The sequence below is a fragment of the Mycobacterium sp. G7A2 genome (assembly GCF_041902445.1).
Classification (GTDB): Bacteria; Actinomycetota; Actinomycetes; order Mycobacteriales; family Mycobacteriaceae; genus Mycobacterium.
In genome coordinates, this window is sequence record NZ_CP169251.1 from 2,360,231 (window position 1) to 2,382,892 (window position 22,662).

At 68.7% G+C, this 22,662-nt stretch carries 23 protein-coding genes and 1 tRNA gene; 11 read left to right on the forward strand and 13 right to left on the reverse strand.

The window, feature by feature from the left end; genetic code table 11:
• The first annotated feature begins 18 nt into the window (after window positions 1–18).
• Window positions 19–480, forward strand: coding sequence for an LppP/LprE family lipoprotein (locus tag ACEWX3_RS11415; RefSeq protein ID WP_221358561.1), 462 nt, complete (start codon window positions 19–21; stop codon window positions 478–480).
• A gap of 6 nt (window positions 481–486) precedes the next feature.
• On the opposite strand, the gene ACEWX3_RS11420 is transcribed toward ACEWX3_RS11415, so the two are convergent.
• Window positions 487–2,406 carry an acyl-CoA dehydrogenase gene (locus tag ACEWX3_RS11420; RefSeq protein WP_207067243.1) on the reverse strand — a complete coding sequence of 640 codons (1,920 nt, stop codon included), beginning with the start codon at window positions 2,404–2,406 and terminating at the stop codon, window positions 487–489.
• Between the two features lie 102 nt (window positions 2,407–2,508).
• Between ACEWX3_RS11420 and ACEWX3_RS11425 the strand changes: the two genes are divergently transcribed.
• Complete coding sequence (locus ACEWX3_RS11425) at window positions 2,509–3,243, forward strand: VIT1/CCC1 transporter family protein (RefSeq protein WP_374159458.1); 735 nt, start codon at window positions 2,509–2,511, stop codon at window positions 3,241–3,243.
• 64 nt (window positions 3,244–3,307) lie between these two features.
• Here the strand turns inward: ACEWX3_RS11425 and ACEWX3_RS11430 are convergent, their stop codons facing one another.
• Window positions 3,308–4,519: an MFS transporter gene (locus ACEWX3_RS11430; RefSeq protein WP_374159459.1), complete on the reverse strand. Its 1,212-nt coding sequence runs from the start codon at window positions 4,517–4,519 to the stop codon at window positions 3,308–3,310.
• 42 nt (window positions 4,520–4,561) lie between these two features.
• Entirely contained in the window at window positions 4,562–5,002 is a 441-nt protein-coding gene (locus ACEWX3_RS11435; RefSeq protein ID WP_152517743.1) for a MarR family winged helix-turn-helix transcriptional regulator, read from the reverse strand.
• 109 nt (window positions 5,003–5,111) lie between these two features.
• Between ACEWX3_RS11435 and ACEWX3_RS11440 the strand changes: the two genes are divergently transcribed.
• From ACEWX3_RS11440 to ACEWX3_RS11455, 4 genes are read left to right on the forward strand one after another with little or no spacing between them, the layout of a single operon-like run.
• Entirely contained in the window at window positions 5,112–7,166 is a 2,055-nt protein-coding gene (locus tag ACEWX3_RS11440; protein WP_374159460.1) for an ABC transporter ATP-binding protein, read from the forward strand.
• Window positions 7,163–7,999: an energy-coupling factor transporter transmembrane protein EcfT gene (locus ACEWX3_RS11445; RefSeq protein ID WP_283616998.1), complete on the forward strand. Its 837-nt coding sequence runs from the start codon at window positions 7,163–7,165 to the stop codon at window positions 7,997–7,999. Before ACEWX3_RS11440 ends, ACEWX3_RS11445 begins: the two co-directional genes overlap by 4 nt.
• 28 nt (window positions 8,000–8,027) lie before the next feature.
• Window positions 8,028–9,545 (forward strand): TldD/PmbA family protein, encoded by a 1,518-nt coding sequence (locus ACEWX3_RS11450; protein ID WP_374159461.1) that lies wholly within the window; start codon window positions 8,028–8,030, stop codon window positions 9,543–9,545.
• A gap of 3 nt (window positions 9,546–9,548) precedes the next feature.
• Complete coding sequence (locus ACEWX3_RS11455) at window positions 9,549–10,922, forward strand: metallopeptidase TldD-related protein (protein WP_374159462.1); 1,374 nt, start codon at window positions 9,549–9,551, stop codon at window positions 10,920–10,922.
• Window positions 10,923–11,049: 127 nt separating this feature from the next.
• Here ACEWX3_RS11455 and ACEWX3_RS11460 read toward each other — a convergent pair whose 3' ends face one another.
• Genes ACEWX3_RS11460 through ACEWX3_RS11475 form a run of 4 tightly spaced genes read right to left on the reverse strand, consistent with a single transcriptional unit; the run spans window position 11,050 to window position 15,003 of the window.
• Complete coding sequence (locus ACEWX3_RS11460; RefSeq protein ID WP_374159463.1) at window positions 11,050–11,847, reverse strand: ABC transporter permease; 798 nt, start codon at window positions 11,845–11,847, stop codon at window positions 11,050–11,052.
• Entirely contained in the window at window positions 11,847–12,686 is an 840-nt protein-coding gene (locus tag ACEWX3_RS11465; protein ID WP_207067236.1) for an ABC transporter permease, read from the reverse strand. The genes ACEWX3_RS11460 and ACEWX3_RS11465 overlap by 1 nt, the downstream gene beginning before the upstream one ends.
• Window positions 12,686–13,873 carry an ABC transporter substrate-binding protein gene (locus ACEWX3_RS11470; RefSeq protein WP_374159464.1) on the reverse strand — a complete coding sequence of 396 codons (1,188 nt, stop codon included), beginning with the start codon at window positions 13,871–13,873 and terminating at the stop codon, window positions 12,686–12,688. The genes ACEWX3_RS11465 and ACEWX3_RS11470 overlap by 1 nt, the downstream gene beginning before the upstream one ends.
• 29 nt (window positions 13,874–13,902) lie before the next feature.
• A complete protein-coding gene (locus ACEWX3_RS11475; protein WP_374159465.1) occupies window positions 13,903–15,003 on the reverse strand; it encodes an ABC transporter ATP-binding protein in 1,101 nt (366 codons plus the stop codon).
• A 242-nt stretch (window positions 15,004–15,245) separates the two neighbouring features.
• On the opposite strand from ACEWX3_RS11475, the gene ACEWX3_RS11480 reads away from it, so the two are divergent.
• The 3 genes from ACEWX3_RS11480 to ACEWX3_RS11490 all read left to right on the forward strand — a co-directional run bounded on the left by ACEWX3_RS11480 (window position 15,246) and on the right by ACEWX3_RS11490 (window position 16,789).
• Entirely contained in the window at window positions 15,246–16,088 is an 843-nt protein-coding gene (locus tag ACEWX3_RS11480; RefSeq protein ID WP_374159466.1) for a carboxymuconolactone decarboxylase family protein, read from the forward strand.
• A 40-nt stretch (window positions 16,089–16,128) separates the two neighbouring features.
• Window positions 16,129–16,202 (forward strand) — tRNA-Ile (locus ACEWX3_RS11485).
• A 128-nt stretch (window positions 16,203–16,330) separates the two neighbouring features.
• Window positions 16,331–16,789 carry a hypothetical protein gene (locus ACEWX3_RS11490; protein WP_374160001.1) on the forward strand — a complete coding sequence of 153 codons (459 nt, stop codon included), beginning with the start codon at window positions 16,331–16,333 and terminating at the stop codon, window positions 16,787–16,789.
• Between the two features lie 15 nt (window positions 16,790–16,804).
• Here the strand turns inward: ACEWX3_RS11490 and ACEWX3_RS11495 are convergent, their stop codons facing one another.
• Window positions 16,805–17,071 carry a hypothetical protein gene (locus ACEWX3_RS11495; RefSeq protein WP_286182954.1) on the reverse strand — a complete coding sequence of 89 codons (267 nt, stop codon included), beginning with the start codon at window positions 17,069–17,071 and terminating at the stop codon, window positions 16,805–16,807.
• 98 nt (window positions 17,072–17,169) lie between these two features.
• On the opposite strand from ACEWX3_RS11495, the gene ACEWX3_RS11500 reads away from it, so the two are divergent.
• Window positions 17,170–17,751, forward strand: a complete 582-nt coding sequence (locus tag ACEWX3_RS11500) for a DUF998 domain-containing protein (RefSeq protein ID WP_207066770.1) — start codon at window positions 17,170–17,172, stop codon at window positions 17,749–17,751.
• Here the strand turns inward: ACEWX3_RS11500 and ACEWX3_RS11505 are convergent.
• The 5 genes from ACEWX3_RS11505 to map all read right to left on the reverse strand — a co-directional run bounded on the left by ACEWX3_RS11505 (window position 17,740) and on the right by map (window position 22,272).
• Window positions 17,740–17,958 carry a hypothetical protein gene (locus ACEWX3_RS11505; RefSeq protein ID WP_207066781.1) on the reverse strand — a complete coding sequence of 73 codons (219 nt, stop codon included), beginning with the start codon at window positions 17,956–17,958 and terminating at the stop codon, window positions 17,740–17,742. The genes ACEWX3_RS11500 and ACEWX3_RS11505 overlap by 12 nt on opposite strands.
• Before the next feature lie 39 nt (window positions 17,959–17,997).
• Window positions 17,998–19,074: a diguanylate cyclase gene (locus ACEWX3_RS11510; protein WP_207066769.1), complete on the reverse strand. Its 1,077-nt coding sequence runs from the start codon at window positions 19,072–19,074 to the stop codon at window positions 17,998–18,000.
• A gap of 364 nt (window positions 19,075–19,438) precedes the next feature.
• Window positions 19,439–19,930 carry a DUF427 domain-containing protein gene (locus ACEWX3_RS11515; protein WP_207066768.1) on the reverse strand — a complete coding sequence of 164 codons (492 nt, stop codon included), beginning with the start codon at window positions 19,928–19,930 and terminating at the stop codon, window positions 19,439–19,441.
• Between the two features lie 87 nt (window positions 19,931–20,017).
• Window positions 20,018–21,355, reverse strand: a complete 1,338-nt coding sequence (locus ACEWX3_RS11520) for a hypothetical protein (protein ID WP_374159467.1) — start codon at window positions 21,353–21,355, stop codon at window positions 20,018–20,020.
• A gap of 137 nt (window positions 21,356–21,492) precedes the next feature.
• Window positions 21,493–22,272, reverse strand: coding sequence for a type I methionyl aminopeptidase (gene map / locus ACEWX3_RS11525; RefSeq protein WP_221358591.1), 780 nt, complete (start codon window positions 22,270–22,272; stop codon window positions 21,493–21,495).
• A gap of 89 nt (window positions 22,273–22,361) precedes the next feature.
• On the opposite strand from map, the gene ACEWX3_RS11530 reads away from it, so the two are divergent.
• On the forward strand, window positions 22,362–22,628 hold the full coding sequence (locus ACEWX3_RS11530) for a helix-turn-helix domain-containing protein (protein ID WP_207066765.1): 267 nt from the start codon (window positions 22,362–22,364) through the stop codon (window positions 22,626–22,628).
• Window positions 22,629–22,662 lie beyond the last annotated feature (34 nt).

The window sequence follows — 22,662 nt, forward strand, 5'->3', positions numbered from 1 at the left end:
GACCGTAAGCTGGCCGCCATGCGACGTTTCGCGGTGCTGCTGGCGACGGGTCTGCTGGCCGCCGGCTGCGGGTGGAGCCCACCCGCAGCACCACCCACCAGCACCGCCGACTGCGGCCCCGGCCCGACGGCCGATGCGGTGACTTCCGAATTCGCGCTGCTGCCGCCGGCGGCGTGGCAGGAGAGTTCGCGCGGGCACACCGCCGACTGCCGAATGTTCTGGGTGGTGGTCGACTCGGGTGACGACGCCGACAGCCCACAGCAGGTGCTGTTCTTTGCCGAGGGTGAACCGGTGGGCTCACCCACCCCCGAGCCGCGGCCGTATGTGTCGGTCAGCCCGCAGGGCGAGCACAACGCCGTGGTGCAGTACCAGTGGCGTCAGGGTGGCGACGAGCCGTGCTGCCCGACCGGGATCGGCACCGCGCGGGTCACCCTCGAGGACGGCAGGCTGACGATCCTGGACCCGATCCCGGGTCCGTGAGGACCCTCACTCTGCGATGTTCTCCGGATGCATCATTTCGGCGTAGCGCAGCTGTTCGGGAATCCCGAACCCGTCGACGAGCACCTCGGCGTAGGGGCGTAGCCGCCGGCACCGGTCGTTGATGCCCCGCGTGACCGCCTTGGCGCGCTCGGTGGACAGGAATCGGTGTTCGACGAACCACGCCTTGTCGCCCTCGATCACCGACAGCGCATACAGGTCGCACACCATGCCCAGGATCTCGCGGGCCTCGTCGTCCTCGCAGGCGTCGATGCCGGCGACGAACGCCTCCAGGATGATCCGGTCGATGTGTGCCGTGGCGGCGTGCAGCACGTGGTCCTGTACCGAGTTGAACGCGTCGAAGGCGCTCATCTCCTTGGACTTGGCCTGCAGTCGCCGCGCGACGGAGGCCAGCATGTACTCCTCGCGGTCCTCGAACATCTGCACCTGGGTGCCGCGGTTGAAGAGGCTGCCCTCTTCTTCGTTGTCCTGCCGGCTGTCCAGGATTGTCTGCATGATCGTCTGCGCCGCTGTGCGTTTCATCACCCGCTCGCTCGCGAAGTTGGCCGCGAAGCGCACCCACTCGACGGGGCTCATCCCCTTGATGTCATCGGCGTAGGCGGTCAGCAGCTCCTTGGCGACCAGCTGGGTGAGGACATGGTTGTCGCCCTCGAACGTGGTGAACACGTCGGTGTCCGCCTTCAGCGCGATCAGCCGGTTCTCGGCGAGATAGCCGGCGCCGCCGCACGCCTCGCGTGCCTCCTGGATGGCGGTGGTGGCGTGCCAGGTGTTGGCCGCCTTCAACCCCGCGGCGCGCGATTCCAGCTCCCGCTGTTCCTCCGGGTCGGGGTCGTCGGCGGTCTGCAGCTCGTGGGTCTTGCTGACCAGCTCGTTCTGGGCGAACTGCAGCGCGTAGGACTTGGCGATCAGCGGGAACAGCCGCCGTTGGTGAACGAGGTAGTCCATCAGCAGCACTTCGGTGTCGTCGTCCGGTGCGGCGAACTGGCGGCGTTGCAGTGCATAGCGCGTGGCGATGTCGAGGCCGACCCGGGCTGCGGCGCCGGCGCTGCCGCCCACGGTGACCCGGCCGCGGATCAGGGTGCCCAGCATGGTGAAGAACCGCCGGTTGGGGTTTTCGATCGGTGAGGTGTAGGTGCCGTCGGGTGCGACGTCGGCGTATTTGTTCAGCAGGTTCTCCCGCGGGACACGCACGTGGTCGAACTGGATGCGGCCGTTGTCCACGCCGGGCAGCCCGCCCTTGTAGTCGCAGTCCGAGGTCGTCACGCCGGGCAGGTCGTTGCCGGCGTCGTCGCGGATGGGCACGACGAAGCAGTGCACGCCGTGGCCGGTGCCGTCGGCGGTGATCAGCTGAGCGAAAACAGCCGCCACACGGGCGGTTTGCGCTGCGCCGCCGATGTAGTCCTTGCGCGCGGTCGGCGTGGGCGAGTCGATCACGAACTCCTGGCTGTCCGGATCGTAGGTCGCCGTCGTCTCCAGCGCCTGCACGTCGCTGCCATGGCCGGTCTCGGTCATCGCGAAGCAGCCGAGCAGGTCCAGGTCGATGAGCTTCTGAACGTAGGCCTGATGGTGGCGTTCGGTGCCGAGGTTCTCGATGGCGCCGCCGAACAGGCCCCATTGCACCCCGGCCTTGACCATCAGCGACAGGTCACTCATCGCCAGCATCTCGATCTGGGTGACCGCGGCGCCGACGTCGCCGTTGCCGCCGTGCTCTTTCTTGAAGCCGTCCTCGGCGGCACCGCGGGAGGCCATGATCCGCATCTGCTCGTCGACCTTGGTGCGGGCGATCACCGTGTTCGGCGTGTAGTGCGGCCGGAACACCTGATCGGAGAGTTCGTGGCGCATCCGGTTCTTCACATCCCGGAAGCGTCCGTCCAACGTGTTGCGAAGATGTTCCGCCGTGGTGGTCATATCTCGACGGTAGCCCGCCGAACCGGCTCGCAAACTGTGATGTGCAGAACCGAAGGCGAACCTTAATTCAACGAGGTCACCGCGGTGGCGTTCAATCGTGCAATGAGCACTGAGGGGAGCGAACCCGTCTCGCCGACGGGCCGGCCTCATGTGGCCGATCACAACCACGCCGACGTCACCGGCGGCTGGCTGCGCGCGGCGACGTTCGGGGCGATGGACGGGTTGGTGAGCAACACCGCGCTGATCGCCGGCGTGGCCGCCGCGGCCAGCGCGCACACCGTGGTGATCAGCGGTGTCGCGGGACTGCTTGCCGGCGCCTTTTCGATGGCGATGGGCGAGTACGCCTCGGTGATGACCGCCAATGAGCAGATCGACTCCGAGGTCCGCGTGGAGCGCAAGTCGTTCAAGCTGAACCCGCAAGCCGAACGGGCGGAGTTGCAGGCGATGCTCACCGACATGGGCCTGGCGCCGGACACCGCGGCCAAGGCCACCGAGGAGATCCACCGGGACGAGGCCAAGGCGCTGAATTTCCACCTGGTGCAGGAGCTCGGCGTGGACCCCCGGGAGAAGCCCTCACCGTGGGTGGCGGCCGGGTCGTCGTTCGTGCTCTTCGCGATCGGTGCGGTGATCCCGCTGATTCCCTATCTGCTGGGCTACGAGTCGCTGTGGCTCGGGCTGGCGTTCGGCGGAGTGGGGTTGCTGCTCGCCGGAGCGTCGGCGGCACGGTTCACCCGCCGCCATCCGGTGTGGGCATCGTTGCGGCAGTTGGCCTTCGGCGCGGTCGCGATCGCCGCCACCTATCTGGTCGGGTTGCTCGTCGGCGGCGTCGTCACCTGACGGGCGGATTCGGCGCGCGCAAGCACCGGTGGGGTGCTCCAGCGCGCCGGATTCGCGGTGGAGCTCAGCTGTCGCTGCCGACGGTGACCGCGCGGGCCTGATCGGTGAGTTCGTCGAGCGCGGGCTCGTCGTCGTCGATGTGGGCCAGGTGCGGTCGGGTGGCAAACAGCACGCCGGCCGATGCGAGCACCGCGGCGGCGCCGACCCAGAACGGAACGTGGGCGTTGATGTGTTCGCCGAGCAACCCGGCCAGCCACGGGGCCAGCGCCGCGCCGCCGAACCGCACGAAGCTGTAGGCCGCCGACGCGACGCCGCGCTCGACCGGCGCCGCCTTCATCACGGTCTCGGTGATCAGCGTGTTGTTCACGCCGATGAACAGCCCGGCGACCACTACACAGCCGGCCAGCACCGCCTTGGAGTCGGTCCACACCGCCATCGCGGCCAGCGTCGCGGTCATCAGCAGCAGGTTGATCACCAGCGTGCGCAGGGTGCCGAAGCGGTGCTGCAGCCGCGGCGCGACCACCACCGAGGTGAAGGCCAGCGCGATGCCCCAGCCGAAGAAGATCAGCCCGATGCCCTGGGCGCTCATGTCGAGCGGGAATGGGGTGAACGCCAGCAGCGTGAAGAAGCCGAAGTTGTAGAGCAGGGCGGTGACGGCCACCCCGAGCAGGCCGCGGTGGCGCAGCGCGCGGAACGGGTCGGCCAGCGTGGTGGCCCGTTCGGCTCGCGGGGTGGCCGGCAGCAGCAGGGCGGTGACGATGACGGCGACGGTCATCAGCGCCGAAACCCCGAAGAACGGGCCGCGCCACGAGATCGAGCCGAGCACGCCGCCCACGAGCGGCCCGACGGCGATGCCCAGGCCCAGAGCGGCTTCGTAGAGGATGATCGCCTGGGCCACCGAACCGCGCGCCGAGCTGACGATGGTGGCCAGCGCGGTCGCGATGAACAGCGCGTTGCCCAGCCCCCACAGGGCGCGCCAACCGACGATCTCGCCGACCGTCTCGCTCATGCCGGCCAGCCCGGCGCCGGCGATGATGATCACCAGGCCGAGCAGCAACGTGCGTTTGGGCCCGATGCGGCTGGAGACCACACCGGTGATCAGCATCGCCACCCCCATCACCGCCATGTAGCTGGTGAACAGCAGCGACACCTGGGACGGGGAGGCGTTGAGGTTGTCGGCGATCGGTTTGAGGATCGGGTCGACGAGCCCGATGCCCATGAACGCGACGACGGAGGCGAAGGCGACGGCCCACACGGCTTTGGGTTGGCGCCACATGGCAGCAAGTTCTCCTAAAAAATCGACAGTGCGGGGAGGTCCTCAGCGGCGGGACGGCACCGGGGCGCCGGCATCCTGCAGCAGGCGGCGCATCACGGTGACGGCTTCGGCCAGGCATTCGCGGTCGGTGTCGCTGAGCTGCTCCAGGTACGGGTCGATGGCCGCGCCACGGTCCAGGCGGGCCTGGCGAAGCGCATCGACGCCCGCGGGGGTGATCCGGATCAGCACCGCGCGCGCATCGCCGGGGTCGGCGGTGCGGGTGACCAGTCCGGCGTCCTCGAGACGGCGCACCTGGGTGGTCATGGTGGGCTGGGAACAGTTGTCCAGCGCCGCCAGGTCCGAGATGCGGGCTTCGCCCTGGTCTTCGATGGTGGACAGCAGCCGCGCCTGCGCGAACGGCACGGGCATGCGGACCCGCTGGTTGGCCAGCCGGTTGATCCGGGCCACCACCGCCAACAGGTCGGCGCCGAGAGTCGAGGACATGGCGACCATGATTACATAGAATTGCTATGCATGTCGAACCGCCCAGGTCGGAACAGCGTGCACCGACCGGCCCGCGGGCCCTACACCTGTCAACTGGCAGAATCGTGAAATGACGTCACCCGGCCCGAAGAGCGAGCCTCGACGGACCGGTTCGCTCCGACCGGTGGAACTCGCCCACGCCGCGGTGATGGCAGCGCTGTGCGCCGCGATCGCCATCATCGCCGTCGTCGTGCCGTTCGCCGCAGGCCTGTCGCTGCTGGGCACGGTCCCGATGGGTCTGCTGGCCTACCGCTACCGGCTGCGGGTGCTGATCACCGCGACGGTGGCCGGCGGGATCATCGCGTTCCTGATCGCCGGCATGGGCGGGTTGATGACGGTGGTCAACTGCGCCTACATCGGCGGACTCACCGGAATCGTCAAGCGTCGCGGGCGCGGCACCACGACGGTGGTGGCGGCGGCCCTGGTCGCCGGCGCACTGTTCGGGCTGGCCATCGTGGCGGCCCTGGCCGTGCTGGCCCGGCTGCGGCATCTGATCTTCGAGTCGGTCACCGCCAACGTCGCCGGGGTGGCCGCGATCCTCGAGCGCATCCCGAACATGCAGGGCGCCGCCGAGCGACTGACCCGGGACTTCGGCACCGTGCTCGACTACTGGCCTGTGCTGTTCTTCCTCGCGGGAGTCTTCTCGATCACCTGGGTCAGCCTGGTCGGCTGGTGGGCGCTGTCCAAGGTGCTGGCCCGGCTGCTCGGCGTGCCCGACGTGCACAAGCTCGAGCCGTCCGCCGACACCGGCCCGGTGGTCCCGGTGCCGCTGCAGCTGCGCGACGTCGTGTTTCGCTATCCGGGCACGGACCGTGACGCGCTGGGCCCGCTGTCGCTGGACGTGCAGCCCGGCGAGCACGTGGCGGTGACGGGTCCCAACGGATCGGGCAAGACCACGCTGATGCTGGTGCTGTCGGGCCGCGAACCGACGTCGGGCACCGTGCAGCGCCCGGGCGCGGTCGGGCTGGGCAAGCTGGGCGGCACGGCGGTCGTCCTGCAGCACCCGGAGAGCCAGGTGCTGGGCACCCGTGTCGCCGACGACGTGGTGTGGGGCCTGCCCCCCGGGGTCACCATCGAGGTGGACCGGTTACTGGCCGAGGTCGGACTCGACGGGTTCAGCGAACGGGACACCGGCGGGCTGTCCGGGGGAGAGCTGCAACGCCTCGCGGTGGCCGGGGCGCTGGCGCGTGAACCGTCGCTGTTGATCGCCGACGAGGTGACCAGCATGGTCGACCAGGACGGCCGCGACGCGGTGATGTCGGTGCTGTCCGGGCTCACCCGCAACCACCGCACCTCGCTGGTGCACATCACGCACTACAACAACGAGGCCGAGGCCGCCGACCGCACCGTCAACCTCTCCGGCAGGGGGATCGCCGACAACACCGCTGACGTGCCGATGGTGGAGAAGGCCGACGTGCACCCCGCCACGGCCGGCGACGACGCACCCCGCGGCGCCCCCGTGCTGGAACTCAACGGCGTCAGCCACGAATACGGCCTGGGCACCCCGTGGGCGCAGACGGCGTTGCGGGACATCGACTTCGCCGTACACGAAGGTGACGGCGTGCTGATCCACGGGCTCAACGGGTCGGGCAAGTCCACTCTGGCCTGGATCATGGCCGGCCTGCTCGAACCGGCGTCGGGCAGCTGTCTGCTCGACGGTCGACCCGTGTCCGACCAGGTTGGGGCGGTGGCGATTTCGTTCCAGGCCGCCCGCCTGCAACTCATGCGCAGCCACGTGGCGTTGGAGATCGCGTCGACGGCCGGATTCTCGATGTACGACCAGGCGAAGGTCACCGAGGCGCTGCGGACCGTCGGTCTGGAACCGACGCTGGCCAGCCGCCGCATCGAGCAGCTCAGCGGCGGCCAGATGCGGCGCGTGGTGCTGGCCGGCCTGCTGGCCCGAAAGCCCCGCGCGCTCATCCTCGACGAACCCCTGGCCGGCCTCGACGGCGCCTCCCAACAGGGCCTGTTGCAGCTGCTGGTGGACCTGCGCCGACGCGAGCGGTTGACCGTCGTGGTCATCTCCCACGACTTCGCCGGCCTGGAGGAACTCTGCCCGCGCATCCTGCATCTGGAGAACGGCGTGCTCGCCGCGACACCGACCGCCGCCGGAGGCATGTCGTGAGCGAACGCAAACCCCGCAAGCAGGTGGTGCTGCTGCGGCCGGTGCCCGGCACCAGCGTCATCCACGAGCTGTGGGCCGGCACGAAGCTGCTCGTCGTCGCGTTGATCGGGGTGCTGCTGACGTTCTACCCCGGCTGGGTGCCGATCGGTGCGGTGGCGCTGCTGATCGCCGTCGCCGCGATGCTGGCCCGGATCCCGCGCGGGGTACTGCCCACGATCCCGCGCGTGCTGTGGGTGCTGCTGGCGCTGGGTGCGCTGACCGCGGCGCTGGGTGGCGGCAGCCCGGTGCTCTCGCTCGGCTCGGTCGACGTCGGGCTGGGCGGGTTGCTGTACTTCCTGCGCGTGACCGCGCTGTCCATCGTGCTGCTGGGCCTGGGCGCGATGGTGTCGTGGACCACCAACGTCGCCGAGGTGGCGCCCGCGGTGGCCACCCTGGGCCGGCCGCTGCGGGCACTGCGCATCCCCGTTGCCGACTGGGCAGTCGCACTGGCGTTGGCGCTGAGGGCGTTTCCGATGCTGCTCGACGAGTTCCGGGTGCTCTACGCCGCGCGGCGGCTGCGGCCCCGCGACGTCGACGGTGACAGGCGAAACCGGCTGCGCCGATGGGCGACCGAACTGATCGATCTGCTGGCCGCCGCCATCACCGTCGCGCTGCGCCGCGCCGACGAGATGGGTGACGCCATCACCGCCCGCGGTGGCGCCGGCCAGTTCTCGGCGGCGCCGTCGCGACCGAAGACCCGCGACTGGGTGGCCTTCGCGGTGGTCGTCGCGGTGTGCGGGACCGCCCTGGCGCTCGAGCTCACCATTCTCGGCACCAGCGGCACCCGCCGCTGACCGCACCGGCAGCCGTTACGGTGAAGGTGTGACGGGGCCCCGACGAATCGACACCGACTTCCTCGCGCTTCCGCGCCACGCGCTGGCCGACGCCGCGCTCACCGCCGCGACGCAGGCCGGCGCGAGCTATGCCGATCTGCGCATCCATGCCATCACCACCGAGACGGTGGCGCTGCGCGACGGCGCGCTGGAAACCGCGGTCACCGACTACGAGATCGGTCTGTCGGTGCGCGTCATCGTCGACGGCACCTGGGGTTTCGCGTCACACGCGCAGCTGGACACCGGGGCGGCCGCCGACACCGCGCGCCGCGCGGTACGGGTGGCCCGCACGCTCGGGAGATTGAACGCCGAACACATCGAGCTGGCGCCCGAGCCGGTGTACCGTGACGTGTTCTGGGCCTCGCCATTTCGGGTCGACCCGTTCACGGTGCCCGCTGCGGACAAGGTCGGCGTGCTCGAGGACTACTCCGAGCGGCTGCTGGCTTCCGACGGGGTCGATCACGTGTCGGCTGCTGTGCACGCGGCCAAGGAGCAGACGTTCTACGCCGACACGTTCGGGTCGACGATCACCCAGCAGCGGGTACGGGTGCTGCCGAGCCTGGAGGCCGTCGCGGTCGACGCGTCGGCGGGAAACTTCGAGACCATGCGCACCCTGGCGCCGCCGACGGCCCGCGGATGGGAGGCCGTGTCGGGCGACGAGGTCTGGGACTGGACGGCCGAGCTGGCCGAATTGCCGTCGCTGCTGGCGGAGAAAGTCAAGGCGCCCAGCGTGGTGGCCGGGCCCACCGACCTGGTCATCGACCCGACGAATCTGTGGTTGACCATCCACGAGTCCATCGGGCACGCCACCGAGTACGACCGCGCCATCGGCTATGAAGCCGCCTACGCCGGAACGTCGTTCGCCACCCCGGACAAGCTGGGCACCATGCGCTATGGGTCTCCGGTCATGAACGTCACTGCCGACCGGACCGTCGAGCACGGGCTGGCGACAATCGGTTTCGACGACGAGGGCGTCGCCGCGCAGAGCTGGGATCTGGTCCGCGACGGGATGTTCGCCGGGTATCAACTCGACCGGGTCTTCGCGCCGCGGCTCGGTGAGCCCCGCTCCAACGGATGCTCCTACGCCGACTCGGCACACCATGTCCCGATCCAGCGGATGGCCAATGTGTCGCTGCAGCCCAGCCCCGACGAGGTGAGCACCGACGATCTGATCGCCCGGGTGTCCGACGGTGTCTACATCGTCGGCGACAAGAGCTGGTCGATCGACATGCAGCGCTACAACTTCCAATTCACCGGGCAACGGTTCTTCCGCATCCGCGACGGCCGCCTCGACGGGCAACTGCGCGACGTCGCCTATCAGGCGACCACCACCGATTTCTGGGGCGCACTGGAAGCCGTCGGCGGACCATCGACGTGGCGACTGGGAGGCGCGTTCAACTGCGGCAAGGCCCAACCCGGCCAGGTGGCTGCGGTCAGCCACGGTTGCCCGTCGGCGTTGTTCCGGGGCATCAACGTGCTCAACACGCGCGAAGAAAGCGGGCGGTGACCGGTGATCGGTGCACAACAAGTCGTCGACATCGTGCTGGCCGAGGCGCGCCGGCGTGGCAGGGCCGACGAGACCATCGTGCTGGTGACCGACCGCGTCGATGCGGCGCTGCGGTGGGCCAACAACACCATGACCACCAACGGGGAGTCGACCAGCCGTACCACCACCGTCATCTCGATCGTGCGGCGCGACGGCCAGGCCTACGTCGGTTCGGTGCGCTCCAGTGCGGTCGCCCCCTCGGTCCTGATGGACCTGGTCGTCGCCTCGCAGGCGGCCGCGGCGGCGGCTTCGCCCGCGCGTGACAGCGCTCCGGCGCTGCCCCCCGACGCCGCACCCACCGACTGGGACGCACCGAGCCCGCGCACCGGCGTCGACGCCTTCGGCAGGGTCGCCGACGCGCTGACGCGTGGATTCGCCGGCCGGGAAACACTTTTCGGCTACGCCCGCCACGTGGTGGAGACCACCTTCGTGGCCACCTCGACCGGGCTGCGGCGCCGGTTCACCCAGCCCACCGGATCGGTGGAGATCAACGCCAAGCGCGACGGCGCCAGCGCGTGGGCCGGGGTCAGCACACCCGACTTCGTCGACGTGCCCACCGATGCCATGCTCGAGGACCTCGCGACCCGGTTGTCGTGGGCGCAGCGCAGCGTGGAGTTGCCCGCCGGCCGCTACGAGACGATCATGCCGCCCTCGGCGGTGGCCGACATGATGATCTACCTGTCGTGGACGATGGGCGGGCGCGGCGCACAGGAGGGACGCACCGCACTGTCCGCGCCGGGCGGCGGCACCCGGGTGGGGGAGAAGCTCACGTCGCTGCCGCTGACGCTGTACTCCGACCCGCATGCCCCCGGGCTGCAGTGCACCCCGTTCGTGGCGGTGTCGGGTTCGTCGGAACGCGCGTCGGTGTTCGACAACGGCATGCCCATCGAGCGGGTGGACTGGATCCGCGACGGCGCGATCAACGCGCTGGCCTATCCGCGCGCGGCGGCCGCCGAGTTCGACGCACCGGTGGCCGTCGGCGCCGACAACCTGCTCATGACGGGTGGGTCGGCGTCGCTCGCCGATATGGTGGCCCGCACCGAACGCGGTCTGTTGCTGACGACCCTGTGGTACATCCGCACCGTCGATCCGTCGGTGCTGCTGTTGACCGGGCTGACCCGCGACGGGGTGTATCTCGTCGAGGACGGACAGGTCACCGCGGCGGTCAACAACTTCCGGTTCAACGAAAGCCCGCTGGACCTGCTGCGCCGCGCCGGCGAAGCCGGCGTCAGCGAGGTCACGCTGCCCCGCGAATGGGGCGACTGGGCCACCCGCGCGCAGATGCCGTCGCTGCGGATTCCCGACTTCCACATGTCCTCGGTCAGTCAAGCGCACTAGTTCCAGGACTGGGTGTCTGGCTGTGGCTGGCCGACCGAGGTGTCAGTTGTCGAGGACCCTGCGGTGTGACCGGTGGGGTAGCCCTTCGCGAAGAACATGACGGCAGCACACGTGACCACTCGCGCGCTCAGACCCGGGCGGTCGGATCACCACCGATGCGCTGCGTCAACCACACCGGGATGATCGCCACGATGGTCAGTGCCGCAGCGACGACGTTGATCACCGGAGCTTGGTTGGGCCGGAACAGGTTCCCGAAGATCCAGATCGGCAGTGTCTGCACTGCCGGGCCGGCCGTGAAGGTCGTGACGACGATCTCGTCGAAACTCAGCGCGAATGCCAGGATCGCCCCGGCGACCATCGCGCCCCGCATCATCGGCAGCGTCACGAAACGAAACGTCTGCCAGGGCGAGGCCCCCAGGTCGGCCGAGGCGTCTTCCAAGCTCGTTCCGAGTCGGCGCAACCGGGCCTGGGTGTTGTTGAACACGATCACGATGCAGAACGTGGCGTGGCCGATGATCACCGTCGCCATGCCCAGTGTGATGCCCAGCGCCGAGGTAAATGTCGCGTTGAGGGCGATACCGGTGACGATGCCGGGCAGGGTGATCGGCAGGATGACGAGCAGATTGACCGTCTGCCGCCCGAAGAAGTCGTGGCGCTGCACTGCGAACGCGACCATCGTGCCGAGAACCAGCGCGATCGCCGTGGCGCCGAGCCCGACCACCACCGAGTTGCCCAGAGCCGTCCACATGCCCTCGCTGTGCAGCGCGGTGCGCCACCACTGCAGCGTGAAACCCGTGGGGGGAAAAGCGAATGTCTTCGAGGTATTGAAGGCGTTGACCACCACCAGCGCCAGCGGCGCATAGATGAACACCAAGACCAGCACGGTGAACGCGCGGGTTCCAGCGCGCAATCCCGACGAGCGCATCAGACGTTCTCCAGCGCGCCGGTGCGGCGCATCGCCACCAGATAACCGACGATGGCGACCAGCGGGATCACCGACAACGCCGCGGCCATGGGCTGGTTGTTCGCCGTGACCAGCTGGCCGTAGATGACGTTGCCCAGAAGCTGGGTCTTGCCGCCCACGATCGTCACGGCGATGTAGTCACCCAGGGACAGGGAGAACGTGAAGATCGACCCCGCCGCGATACCGGGAAACACCATCGGTGCCACGATCAGCCGCATCGTCGTCAGGTCCGACGCGCCGAGATCCGAACTCGCGTCCACCAGAGCGTCGGGCACCCGCTGAAACGCCGCGAACACCGGTATCACCATGTAGGGCAACCACAGATAGGTCAGTGTCACCACCGTCGCCACCAGGCCGTAGCCCGGCGAATATCCGGTGGCCCACGACAACGGCCCCTCCGGTGAGAGCAGCATCCGCCACGCGTAGGCCTTGACGAGATAGCTGGCCCACAGCGGGGTGGTGACGGCGACGACCAGCACGATCTGCATGGTCGGCGAGGCGAACTTGGCCATGTACAGCGCAAGGGGAACCGCCAGCACCGCGCATACCACGGTGACGGTGATCGCCACCCCGACGGTGCGCACCGTCGTCACGCGGAACACTTCCTCGGTCAGCACTCGAGCGAAGTTGTCCAGCGTGACGGTGCGCACCACCGCGCCGGTGAAGCTGTTGGTTCGCCAGAACGCCGAAACCAGCAGCACCGCAAGCGATCCGAGGTAGGCGATGACCAACCACGCCAGCGGCGGGACCAGCAGGAACGCCAGTGCGGCCTTGTCCCGCAGCCGCGGGGCAGCCGGCATCAGCCCTTGATCTCCTGCCACTTGTCGACCCACTGGTCGTAACTGGTGCAGCCGTCGCCGCTGCCGTCGACGCACTGGGTCTGCGGGGTGGTCCAGTAGTGGATCTGCGCGGCGTAGTCCTCGTCGGTGGCGTGATAGGTGGCGCAGTGCGCCTTGTCGGCCGTCAGGTCGCACGACTTCGTCTGCGCGGGAGCCTCACCGAAGTATTCGGCGACCTGCGCGTTGGCCTCCGGCGAGATGATGTAGTCCATCCACTTGTACATGCAGTTGGGGTGTGCGGCCTTCGACGACAGCATCCAGGTGTCCGACCAGCCCGTCGAGCCCTCCGTGGGCAGCACGGTGCCGATCTTCACCTTGTTGTCGGCCTCGATGGTGTTCGCGATCACCTGCCAGCTCGTGCCGATGACCGTGGTGCCGGACTCGAACGCCTGCACCTCCTTGGTGTAGTCCGACCAGTACTCGCCGATGTTCTCCTTCTGCTCCTTGAGCAGGTCGGCCGCGGCGTCGAGCTGTTCGGGCGTCAGCGAGTACGGGTCCTCGATTCCCAGTTCGGGCTTGGTCTTCGACAGGTACAGCGCGGCGTCGGCGATGTAGATCGGTGAGTCGTAGGCGGTGACCTTGCCCTTCAGCTCGGGCGAGCCGGGAAACACCGCGCCCCACGAGTCCGGCGCGGGGGAGACGACGTCGGCGTTGTACATCAGCAGATTGGCGCCCCAGCCGTGCGGCACGCCATACATCTGCCCGTCGACCGAGTTCCACGGCTTGTCCTTCAGGAACGGCACGACCGTGGCGTAGTTGGGCACCAGGTCGGTGTTCACCGGTGCCACGTCTCCGGCGTAGATCAGCCGCAGAGTCGCGTCGCCCGAGGCCGACACCCCGTCGTACTGGCCGGTGCGCATGAGCTGCACCATCTCGTCGGAGGTGTTGCCGATCTTGACGTTGACCTTGCACCCCGTGTCGTTCTCGAACGGCGTCACCCAGTCCACTTCCGGGTCGTTGGAGCCGTTCTCCGCGTAGCCGGGCCAGGCGATCAGGTTCAGCTCACCTTCACCGTCGCCCACCGAGGTGGCCGCGTCCATCGTGGGCGGCTTCTCGGCGCCACCGGAGTCACCGGAGCCGGAACACCCGGCGAGCAGCAGCGCGCCGGCGGCGAGCGCGACGCCCAGGCGACGATAGGGATGTGTCATGAGGACTCCTCGGGTTAGCAGGTGCGGTGTCAGCTGGTCAGGTCGCGGACCGCGGTATCGGGCCACGTCAGGACGATGGGGGCGGCGTGTGCGAGACCGGTGGACGCCTCGGCGGAGAGCAGGGTCGCGGTGAGCGTCACCGGTTCCGGGAGGTCGTCGAGGCCGGCGATCGTTGCCGCGACCCGGGTGGTGGGACCCGAGTAGACGATCTCGGCGACCGTCGCGCCGATGCTGTGATGTCCCGCGGGCGGTGCGGTGCCCTCGGTGAGGACCTCGATGCGCTCCGGGCGGATCGCGAAGGTGCCGCGGCGGCCCAGGACCGCCGCGGCGACGTCGCCGTCGAGCACGTTCGAGCTGCCCACGAAGTCCGCGACGAACCGGTTGACCGGATTCTCGTAGACGTCGCGGGCCGCGCCGATCTGCTCGATTCGGCCGTCGTTGAGGACCACCAGCCGATCGCACAGGGTCAGCGCCTCGTCCTGATCGTGGGTGACGATGACGAAGGTGATCCCGACTTCGCGCTGAATGGCCTTGAGTTCGAGCTGCATCTGTTCACGCAGCTTGAGGTCGAGGGCGCCCAGAGGTTCGTCGAGCAGCAGCACCCGCGGATGGCCGACCAGAGCACGGGCCAGTGCGACACGCTGCTGCTGGCCGCCGGAGAGCTCGGCGGGCTTGCGGGCGGCGTGGCCGCCCAGCCGCACCAGGTCCAGTGCATCGGCGGCCCGCCGCCTGCGCTCGGCCTTGCCGACCCCGCGGACCCGCAAGCCGTACTCCACGTTCTGCGCGACGGTCATGTGCGGGAACAGCGCGTAGTGCTGGAAGACGGTGTTGGTGTCACGTCGGGCAGGTGGCAGCGCGGTGACGTCGACGCCACCCAGTTTGACGGTGCCGGCGGTGGGTTGCTCGAACCCTGCGATGAGCCGCAACAACGTGGTCTTACCCGAACCCGACGGGCCGAGGATCGCGAACAGTTCGCCATCGCCGACGCGCAGGTCGGCGCCTTCGACCGCCACCACCGGGGCGCGGCTGTCACCGAACTCCTTCCGAACTCCGATCAGTTCGATCTGCGGCGCGGCGGCCGTGCCGGCGGGCTCGGGTCCGTGTTCGGAGACCGCCGTTGCCGATGACATGCAGGCATCCTAAGAATTCCGTTGCGATGCCGCATGTCTAGCGCGGATTTCGTCTCCTGATCCGGGCATCGCCTCGGAATCGGCCGCTCTGTGGGGGCGGTATCGCTGACGGCCGGCGCGCCCGACAGCCTGGCGTTCCCCGGGCGCCGACCGGGCCCGAGCGCACCCCGCGCGCAGATGCCGTCGCTGCGGATTCCCGACTTCCACATGTCCTCGGTCAGTCAAGCGCAATAATCCCAAGAATGGGTCGTACCGCTGTGGCTGACCGACTGACCGGGATGGTGGCGTTGTCCTCGGGCGACGACCGGGCCGACACGCTGATGCGGTTGATCTGCGCGCGGACATTGGCGTTGCCGCCGCTGCCGCTGCCGGTCGAGGTGCCGACGGAGAACACCGACGCCGAGTCGGTGCTCGTCGCGTTCGCCGAACAGTTCTCCACCGACGTCACCGGCATCGGCGACAACCAGCGCAACCGATTCCTCGAGGCGTGGGGCGCCAACGCCTTCAGGACGGTGGTGACGATGTACATCGCCGATTTCGTGCCGCGCATCTGGGCCGGGTGCGAGGCGCTCGGGCTCGGCATGCCGGGGCGCACCGCCGAGGTGGACTTCGACGGCCAGACCGACCCGATCGACTTCGTGTTGAACGGGTTCGTGCCCGAGGTGGCGCGGATGCGCGCACTGGATCCGGTGACCACCGAGGTGGTGCGGCTGCGCGGGGCGGCCGCCCACAACTGCCGGTTGTGCCAGTCGCTGCGCGAACGCCACGCGTTGGACGCCGGCGGATCCGAAGATGTCTACAGCCAGATCACCGACTTCGAACGCGCCGACGGGCTGTCCGACGCGCACAAGGCCGCGCTGCGCTTCGTCGATGCGCTGATCTGGACGCCGTCGAACATCGGCGAGGACGTCGCGGGCGGGGTGCGCAAGCATTTCTCGACCAAGCAGGCGCTGGAGCTGACCCTCGACGTGATGCGCAACGGCGCCAACAAGATCCTGGTGTCGCTGGGCTCCGACGCCGCGCGGGTGACCGAGGGCACCGAGCTCTACGAGATCGACGAGGCGGGCCAGACGGTCTTCGCCTGAGCGGGCATGTGCGACCATGATGGCCGCGCACGACGTGCCGGGGGCGGTAGCTCAGTCGGTTAGAGCCGTGGACTCATAATCCATTGGTCGCGGGTTCGAGCCCCGCCCGCCCCACTCGAAACCTGTATTACGTCGGGTGAAGTGTGACTTTTCGCCTTCGGTTGATGAATGACAGTGTTTCGGCTGATGCGTGACAGTTGTTTCGGCTGATCCTTGACACTCCCTAAATGAGGGAGTTGAGCGTGGCTGAGCAGCGGTATCAGGCTGTGTTGGCGGTGATCAGCGATGGCTTGTCGATCTCGCAGGCCGCCGCGATAGACATGGATCACGGTCGAATGGTTGGCGGAGGCCAGATGACAGAGACGAATGCCCGGCGGCGGGCGCGGGCAGGAATCGCGGCGGCTGCGTGCGTCGTCGGCGCCGTGTCGGGTTGTTCCGGCGGTCAGCCGCCGTCAGCGGCGACTGAGCAGACGAACTCACCGAAGTCTGGGCCGGCGACTCTCGTCATGCCCGCACTGCAGTGCATGGACTGGACCGAGGCGGAACCACTGTTGCGCGACGCAGGGTGGCATGGCGCGTTGCAGAGAGGCGAGGATGTCACCAACTCCGCCTGTCTGCCGAAACAGATTGGCTGGCAAGAGCCGTCGCCGGGGGAGGTGATCCCCACCGATGCCCCGATCAGTGTGCGGTTCGTGCCCTGATCAAGTGACCGCCGCTTACTCGCAACCGGTGCCGTTGCCGTCGCGGTCCAGGCCGTAGATGTCGGTGCCGACCACGGTGACCGGACCGGAGACATACGACGGGCCGTTGCCGCTGCCGCCGGCGCAGTCGACGTCACTGTCGATGGGGACGCACGCCCCCGAGTAGTTCGGGTCGCACGATGATCCAGGCTGCAGCGGAACGGGGCTCGGGGCGGCGTACGCTGCCGGTGCGACGGCGAAAGTGACCGCAACGGCACAGGTCAGCACAGTGAATCTAGCCACGGTGGCAAAGCTTAGTTCAACTATCAAGATCAGCGGGCGAGGTTGCGGAATCCGGCGACTCGCCTGCCACTCGGCCGGTGAAAGGACCTGGTTTGTCAATGGCTTCGATACGTGCCGCCGCAGGAACGTGGCTGGTCGGTGCGGCGGTCTACCTGACCGCCGAAGCGGTGACGGCAACCGGTATGGAGAGTTACAGCTACCTCGACGACTACATCAGTGAGCTCGGCGTGTCCGGACTGATGAACCGGGCGTTCATGCTGCACGGCGTGCTGTTCTTGATCGGCGCCGTGCTGGTGGTCCGCAGCGTGGGGCTCGGCTGGATGGGGCGGGCCTTCGTCGTCGCCGCCGCGGTGAACGCCCTCGGCAACGTCGGCGTCGGCGGCTTTCCCAGTGGTACCGCAGCACACGTGATCGGTGCGGGCATGGCCATCATCGGCGGCAACGTCGCGGTGATCCTGGGCGCCCTCGGCAGCCGCTCGCTCGGGGCGGGGCAGTGGTTCCGGCGGGCCGGGGTGGCCCTCGGCGCTGTCGGGCTGCTGTGCCTCGCTGTGCTGGTCATCGACGGCGTCAACGGCGCCTCGCTGCCGGTGGGGCTGGTCGAGCGAGGAGCGGTCTACCCGATCATCGCGTGGGAGCTGCTCGCCGGCGTGACGATCCTGCGGGCCCGCTCAGTCGTCTGACAGCTCGGGTTCGTTGTCGCGCGCCGCGGTGCGCATGCCGTCGCGGATCTCGAATGCATCGGTTGCGAACCCGCCGACGGCGGTCGCGACATCTCTGACCGCGCCGGTGATGATCGACGCCACCTCGCCCACGGTCGACGCCCCGGACTCGACGATGTCCTGGGCGGCGTCCTTGAAAATCTCCACCCGACTGAGTCGCTCGGCCATGGGCTCAGTGTGCCACAGCGCCTCGGCAGGCGGCAGAGCTCACGACGCGACGCTGGCCCGGTCGCCGCCGAGCCTCTTGGCCGCGTACATCGCCGCATCGGCTGCGGCGATCTGGCCCGCGAGGAGTCGTTCGATGTCGGGCTTCGACAACCGTCCGGGCCGTGCCGTGGCCACCCCGACGCTCGCGGTGACTCCCAGAGCCCTGCGCTTGATCGCCGCGCAGATCTCGTCGCCGACGTCGGCGATGGATTCACCCTCCTCGGCGCACAGCGCGATCAGGAATTCTTCCCCGCCGGAACGGCAGATCGCTGATCGCCGCGGGAACAGGGTGTGCAGCACCGCGCTCACCACGCCCAGGATGTGGTCGCCGGCGGCGTGGCCGCTGACGTCGTTGACGCGCTTGAAGTCGTCGAGATCCACCATGGCGGTGATCAGAACGGCGCAGCCGGCGTTGTCGTCGAGCAGCCGGCACACCTCGTCGAGGAATCCGCGCCGGTTCAGCAGCCCGGTCAGCGGATCGGTGTTCGCCCGCTCGACGTAGTGGGTCAACGCCCACGCCATGCTGCGGACCGCGATGGGCACCGCGGTGTTGAGCAGCCAGAGAGTCCAGAACGCCGAGAGCGCCACCGGCCAGCCGACGTCGTCGGCGATGCGCACCGTCAGCACCGCCCCGGTGGCGACTGCCAACACGACATTGGCGGTCATCAGCTTGACGCTGTGGAAGAACGCGAGATAGGCCCCGGTTATCGCGAAAGCGGTGCACGACAACGCCGGTACGACGGTTCCCGGGCCGGCCACGGACCATCCGGCGACACAGAGAACACCCGCGGACACCGCGACGATGGACTGGCGCCGGGTCGGCCAGCGGGTCAGCCAGAAGAATGTCATTCCCAGACCGACCGACGCCGACGCGGCGCACACCAACACGGTGGCCAGCGCCGGCGCACCGAACGACAAGAAAATGCTCGAGGGGACCAGCGCGGAGGAGAACGCGACGAACGCCATGATGTTCTGGGTGGATCGGACCATGCCGTGGTCGCGCAGGAACCACGTCATCCGGACGAACTGATCGGGCTGCCGCCACCACGACCACCAGCGTTGAGTCGCTCTGCTCACCCCCGGCATGGAGTCTGCGCGATACGCGGCGAGCCGCCCCCCTGACATTTGCTCACCGATTCATTAGAAGCCGTCGGCTCTGTTTGCACGCACGATTGCCGAGAATGGTGCCCGCGATCGAACCGTTCCCCGACAGTTTCCCGCGTTCGGAACCCGGAACTCGGGGGCGGTCGCTGTCATCGTTGATGCTGGGCTGGCAAACCTTCGATCACTGCGAAACGCCGCTGCGCCACTGTGCGGGCACAGCGCCACGGAGCCCTCGCATCGCCTGACTCTGATGGCAGACGAGGTTGCGCCGGTTGGCGTTGACGCCCGCCTGCGCCATTTGCTGGCCGGAAGGTCGCGGGCCACCCGTCTGCCGGGTTCACCACCCCATCGATCCCGGGCCGCCTTTGAACGGACCGGCGATCCAGCTCGTGATCCATCCGCCGTAGAAGCCGCCGGGCTGCGGGATCACGGTCTCACCGTTGACGGTGCACCGATCCACCAGTGAGGCCATCACGGCGACGGCCCCGGCGATGTCGGCGAATCCGGGCGTCGGGTTCAGATAGGTCCACCCCGCGCGCGACGCCTCGGCGGCAGGCGTCACCAGGTCGAAGTAGCTGGCCTGGCCTTTCCACTCACACCACGACGAGCCGCTCGCCGGTCGCAGGACTCCGTCCGCGAAACAGTCGCCCGGCAGGTAATACGTTGGCGGGTGGCTGGTCTCGAGCACTCGCCAGGCCCGATCCGTGCTGGCGATGACCTGCCCGCCCAACTCGACAGTGATCGATCCGGCGAACTTCTCCAGCCGTGGCGGGCGAGGGTAATCCCACACCGACTCCTGGTGCTGAAGCGGCTTGTCGGGTACCGGCATGTCCCGATAGTAGGGACTCGTAGCGGTGTGAGCAGCAGCGTCAGCGTCGTCGTTCGACTTTGGTAATGACTTGGTGTGCGGGCGAACTCACTCGCCGGAAGCGGTGTCGCCGGCTTCGGTGTCTGCGCCAGTCGCGTCAGCGTCGTCGTCAACGTCGTTCGCCACCTCGCTGCCGGTGCCGGTGTCACCGGTCTCGGCGTGCTCGGTCTCGCCGTCGGCCGGCGCGTCGCCGTCCTCGAGGGCCTCGTCGACGATCTCGTCCAACGTCTCGTCGGTAGCCTCACCGGTCGACTCGTCGACATCGGGGACGGTCTCGCCGGATTCGTCGGCGGCCGGTTCCTCGACGGGAGCCTCCGTGTCCTCGGCAACCTTTCCCGTGTCCTCGGCGACCTCTCCGGCGTCGTCGACGACTTCCTCGGTCACCTCGCCGGTCTCCTCGCCGGTCTGCTCGGCGTCGCCCTCGGTGGGCGTCTCCGGGTCGGCGACCTCACCGGCGACTGCGCCGGCGCCCTCGGTGGCCTCAGTAGTGTCGGCGGTCTCGGTCGCCTCTGTCTGCTCGGTCGCCTGGGTGTCTTCCGCAGCTTCGGTGGTGGGGTCGGCCTCGCTGGCCGCCAGCGTGACGGCGACCTCTGTCGAGTCCGCGGCGAACGGAAGCGGGAAGTCGGGCAGCGGCGGCAGCGGAATCGGGAACCAGCCGAAGTCCAGCACGTACTGGATCTCGCTGACAATGCCGTTGTAGACGCCGGTGACGGCGGTGTTGATGATGTCGCCGATGCCGGTGACCCAGACCCCCAGATCGAGCGGGTTGTTGACTACCGGGTCGAGGAAGTCGTAGACGAAGCTGTCCACGACGGGGAGCACGAAATCCGGGTACCAGATGTAGATCTGGTCGGAGATCAGGTAGCCGAACGGCACCCAGTTGATCAGCCAGGGGCCGAGTTCCAGGGATACGTAGTTGGCCCAGTACCGGGTGACGGCGTAGACGTCGTTGATGATGTCGGACGCCGCGTTGAGCACCACCGGGTCTTCGCCCGGTTCTTCCAGCGCCGCTACATCCGACGCGGGATCGCCGGGATCATCGGGATCGGCGGTGCTGCGCGCGACGGCGGGGGCGCGATGGACCTCGTCGGCGACGTTGGCCGCCGGCAGTGCGGCCGCCAGGGCGTGGGATCCCTCGTCGGTGCCGAGGCGGATCGTGATCTTGCCGTGGCCGGGAGCGGTCGAAACGTCGCCGATCAGTTCCAGAGCGGCGCGCACTTCTTCGTCGGAGACCGGAAGCGCCGTGCTGTCGGCGGTGAACGCCACCGGCGGGAGCACCTCGATGGTCCGCATCGACGAGGGGAGTACCGAGGGCGTGAAAGCCAGCGCGCCGCCGGTCAGCGCCGCGACGCCGGCGGCCAAAACCGCACGTCCGGAAACCTTCATGGCGATCCCCACCTACCGATCGATAAACCCGCCCACGATGAACTTACCCGCCTACCAGTCGATTCTCAGGATTTCGCCGGTGACGGGGCGGCGTGTCGCGGACCGATCCGCGACACGCGCCGTCAGATTCGTCGAACTCATCCTCGGTCGCCCCGGCTCTCGGTGAGCACCTGGGCTGGTCCGTCGGTGATCGCGACGGTGTGCTCGCTGTGGGCGGTGCGAGAACCGTCGGCCGAGCGGATCGTCCATCCGTCGGGGTCGTAGACGATTCTGTCGGTGCCCGCCGCGAACCAGGGTTCCAGCGCCAGGGTCAGGCCGGGGAGCAATTTCAGGCCACGGCCGGCGCGGCCGGTGTTGCAGACGTGGGGGTCCTCGTGCATGGTCCGTCCGATGCCGTGACCGCCGAACTCGGTGTTGACGGGGTAGCCGTACTCGGCGGCGACCGCGCCGATCGCGGCCGAGATGTCGCCGAGTCGGTTGCCGGGCCGGGCGGCGGCGATGCCTGCCGCGAGCGCGGCTTCGGTCGCGGCGACCAGGCGCCGGTCCTGCGGTCGGGCGGTGCCCACGATGACGCTGCGCGCGGAGTCGGCCACCCAGCCGTCGATGGACACCGCAATGTCCATCTTGAGCACGTCGGCGTCGCGCAGGATGTAGTCGTGGGGCAGGCCGTGCAGGACCGCGTCGTTCACCGACAGGCAGATGACGTTGCGGAAGGGTCCGCGCCCGAAGGAGGGGGCGTAGTCCCAATAGCAGGACTGCGCGCCGCGGTCGGAGATGAGCGTGCGAGCGCGCTGTTCGAGCTCGAGCAGGTTCACTCCCGGTTGGGCGCGCCTGGCAAGGTCGTCGAGCAGGTCGGCGATGAACGCGCCGGTCACCCGCATCGCAGCGATCTCCGACGGGGTTTTGAGTTCCAGCACCGGGGTCCTTTCGTCGAGAACCGGTATGAAAATACCAGCCTAGTCGGAGGTGTCGGTATTTTCATACCGGCGCAGGTAGGCTGATCGCCATGGTTCGACTTCCGCTGACCGCAGAGCAGCTCGCCGCGGGGAAACGCCTCGGCGCGCAGATCCGGCAGGCGCGAGGGGATCTCACTCTCGGGGACGTCGCGCAGGCCGCGGGGATCTCGCCGGAAACCCTGCGCAAGATCGAAACCGGTCGGCTGGCCACCCCGGCATTCAGCACCATCGCCGCGCTGGCCCGCGTGCTGCCGCTGTCGCTCGACCAGCTCGCCGAGACCTGCCTGGCGCGGAACGACCTGGAGAACACCGGCTGAACGCCGAGTCCGCATATTCGCCGCCCAAACGGGG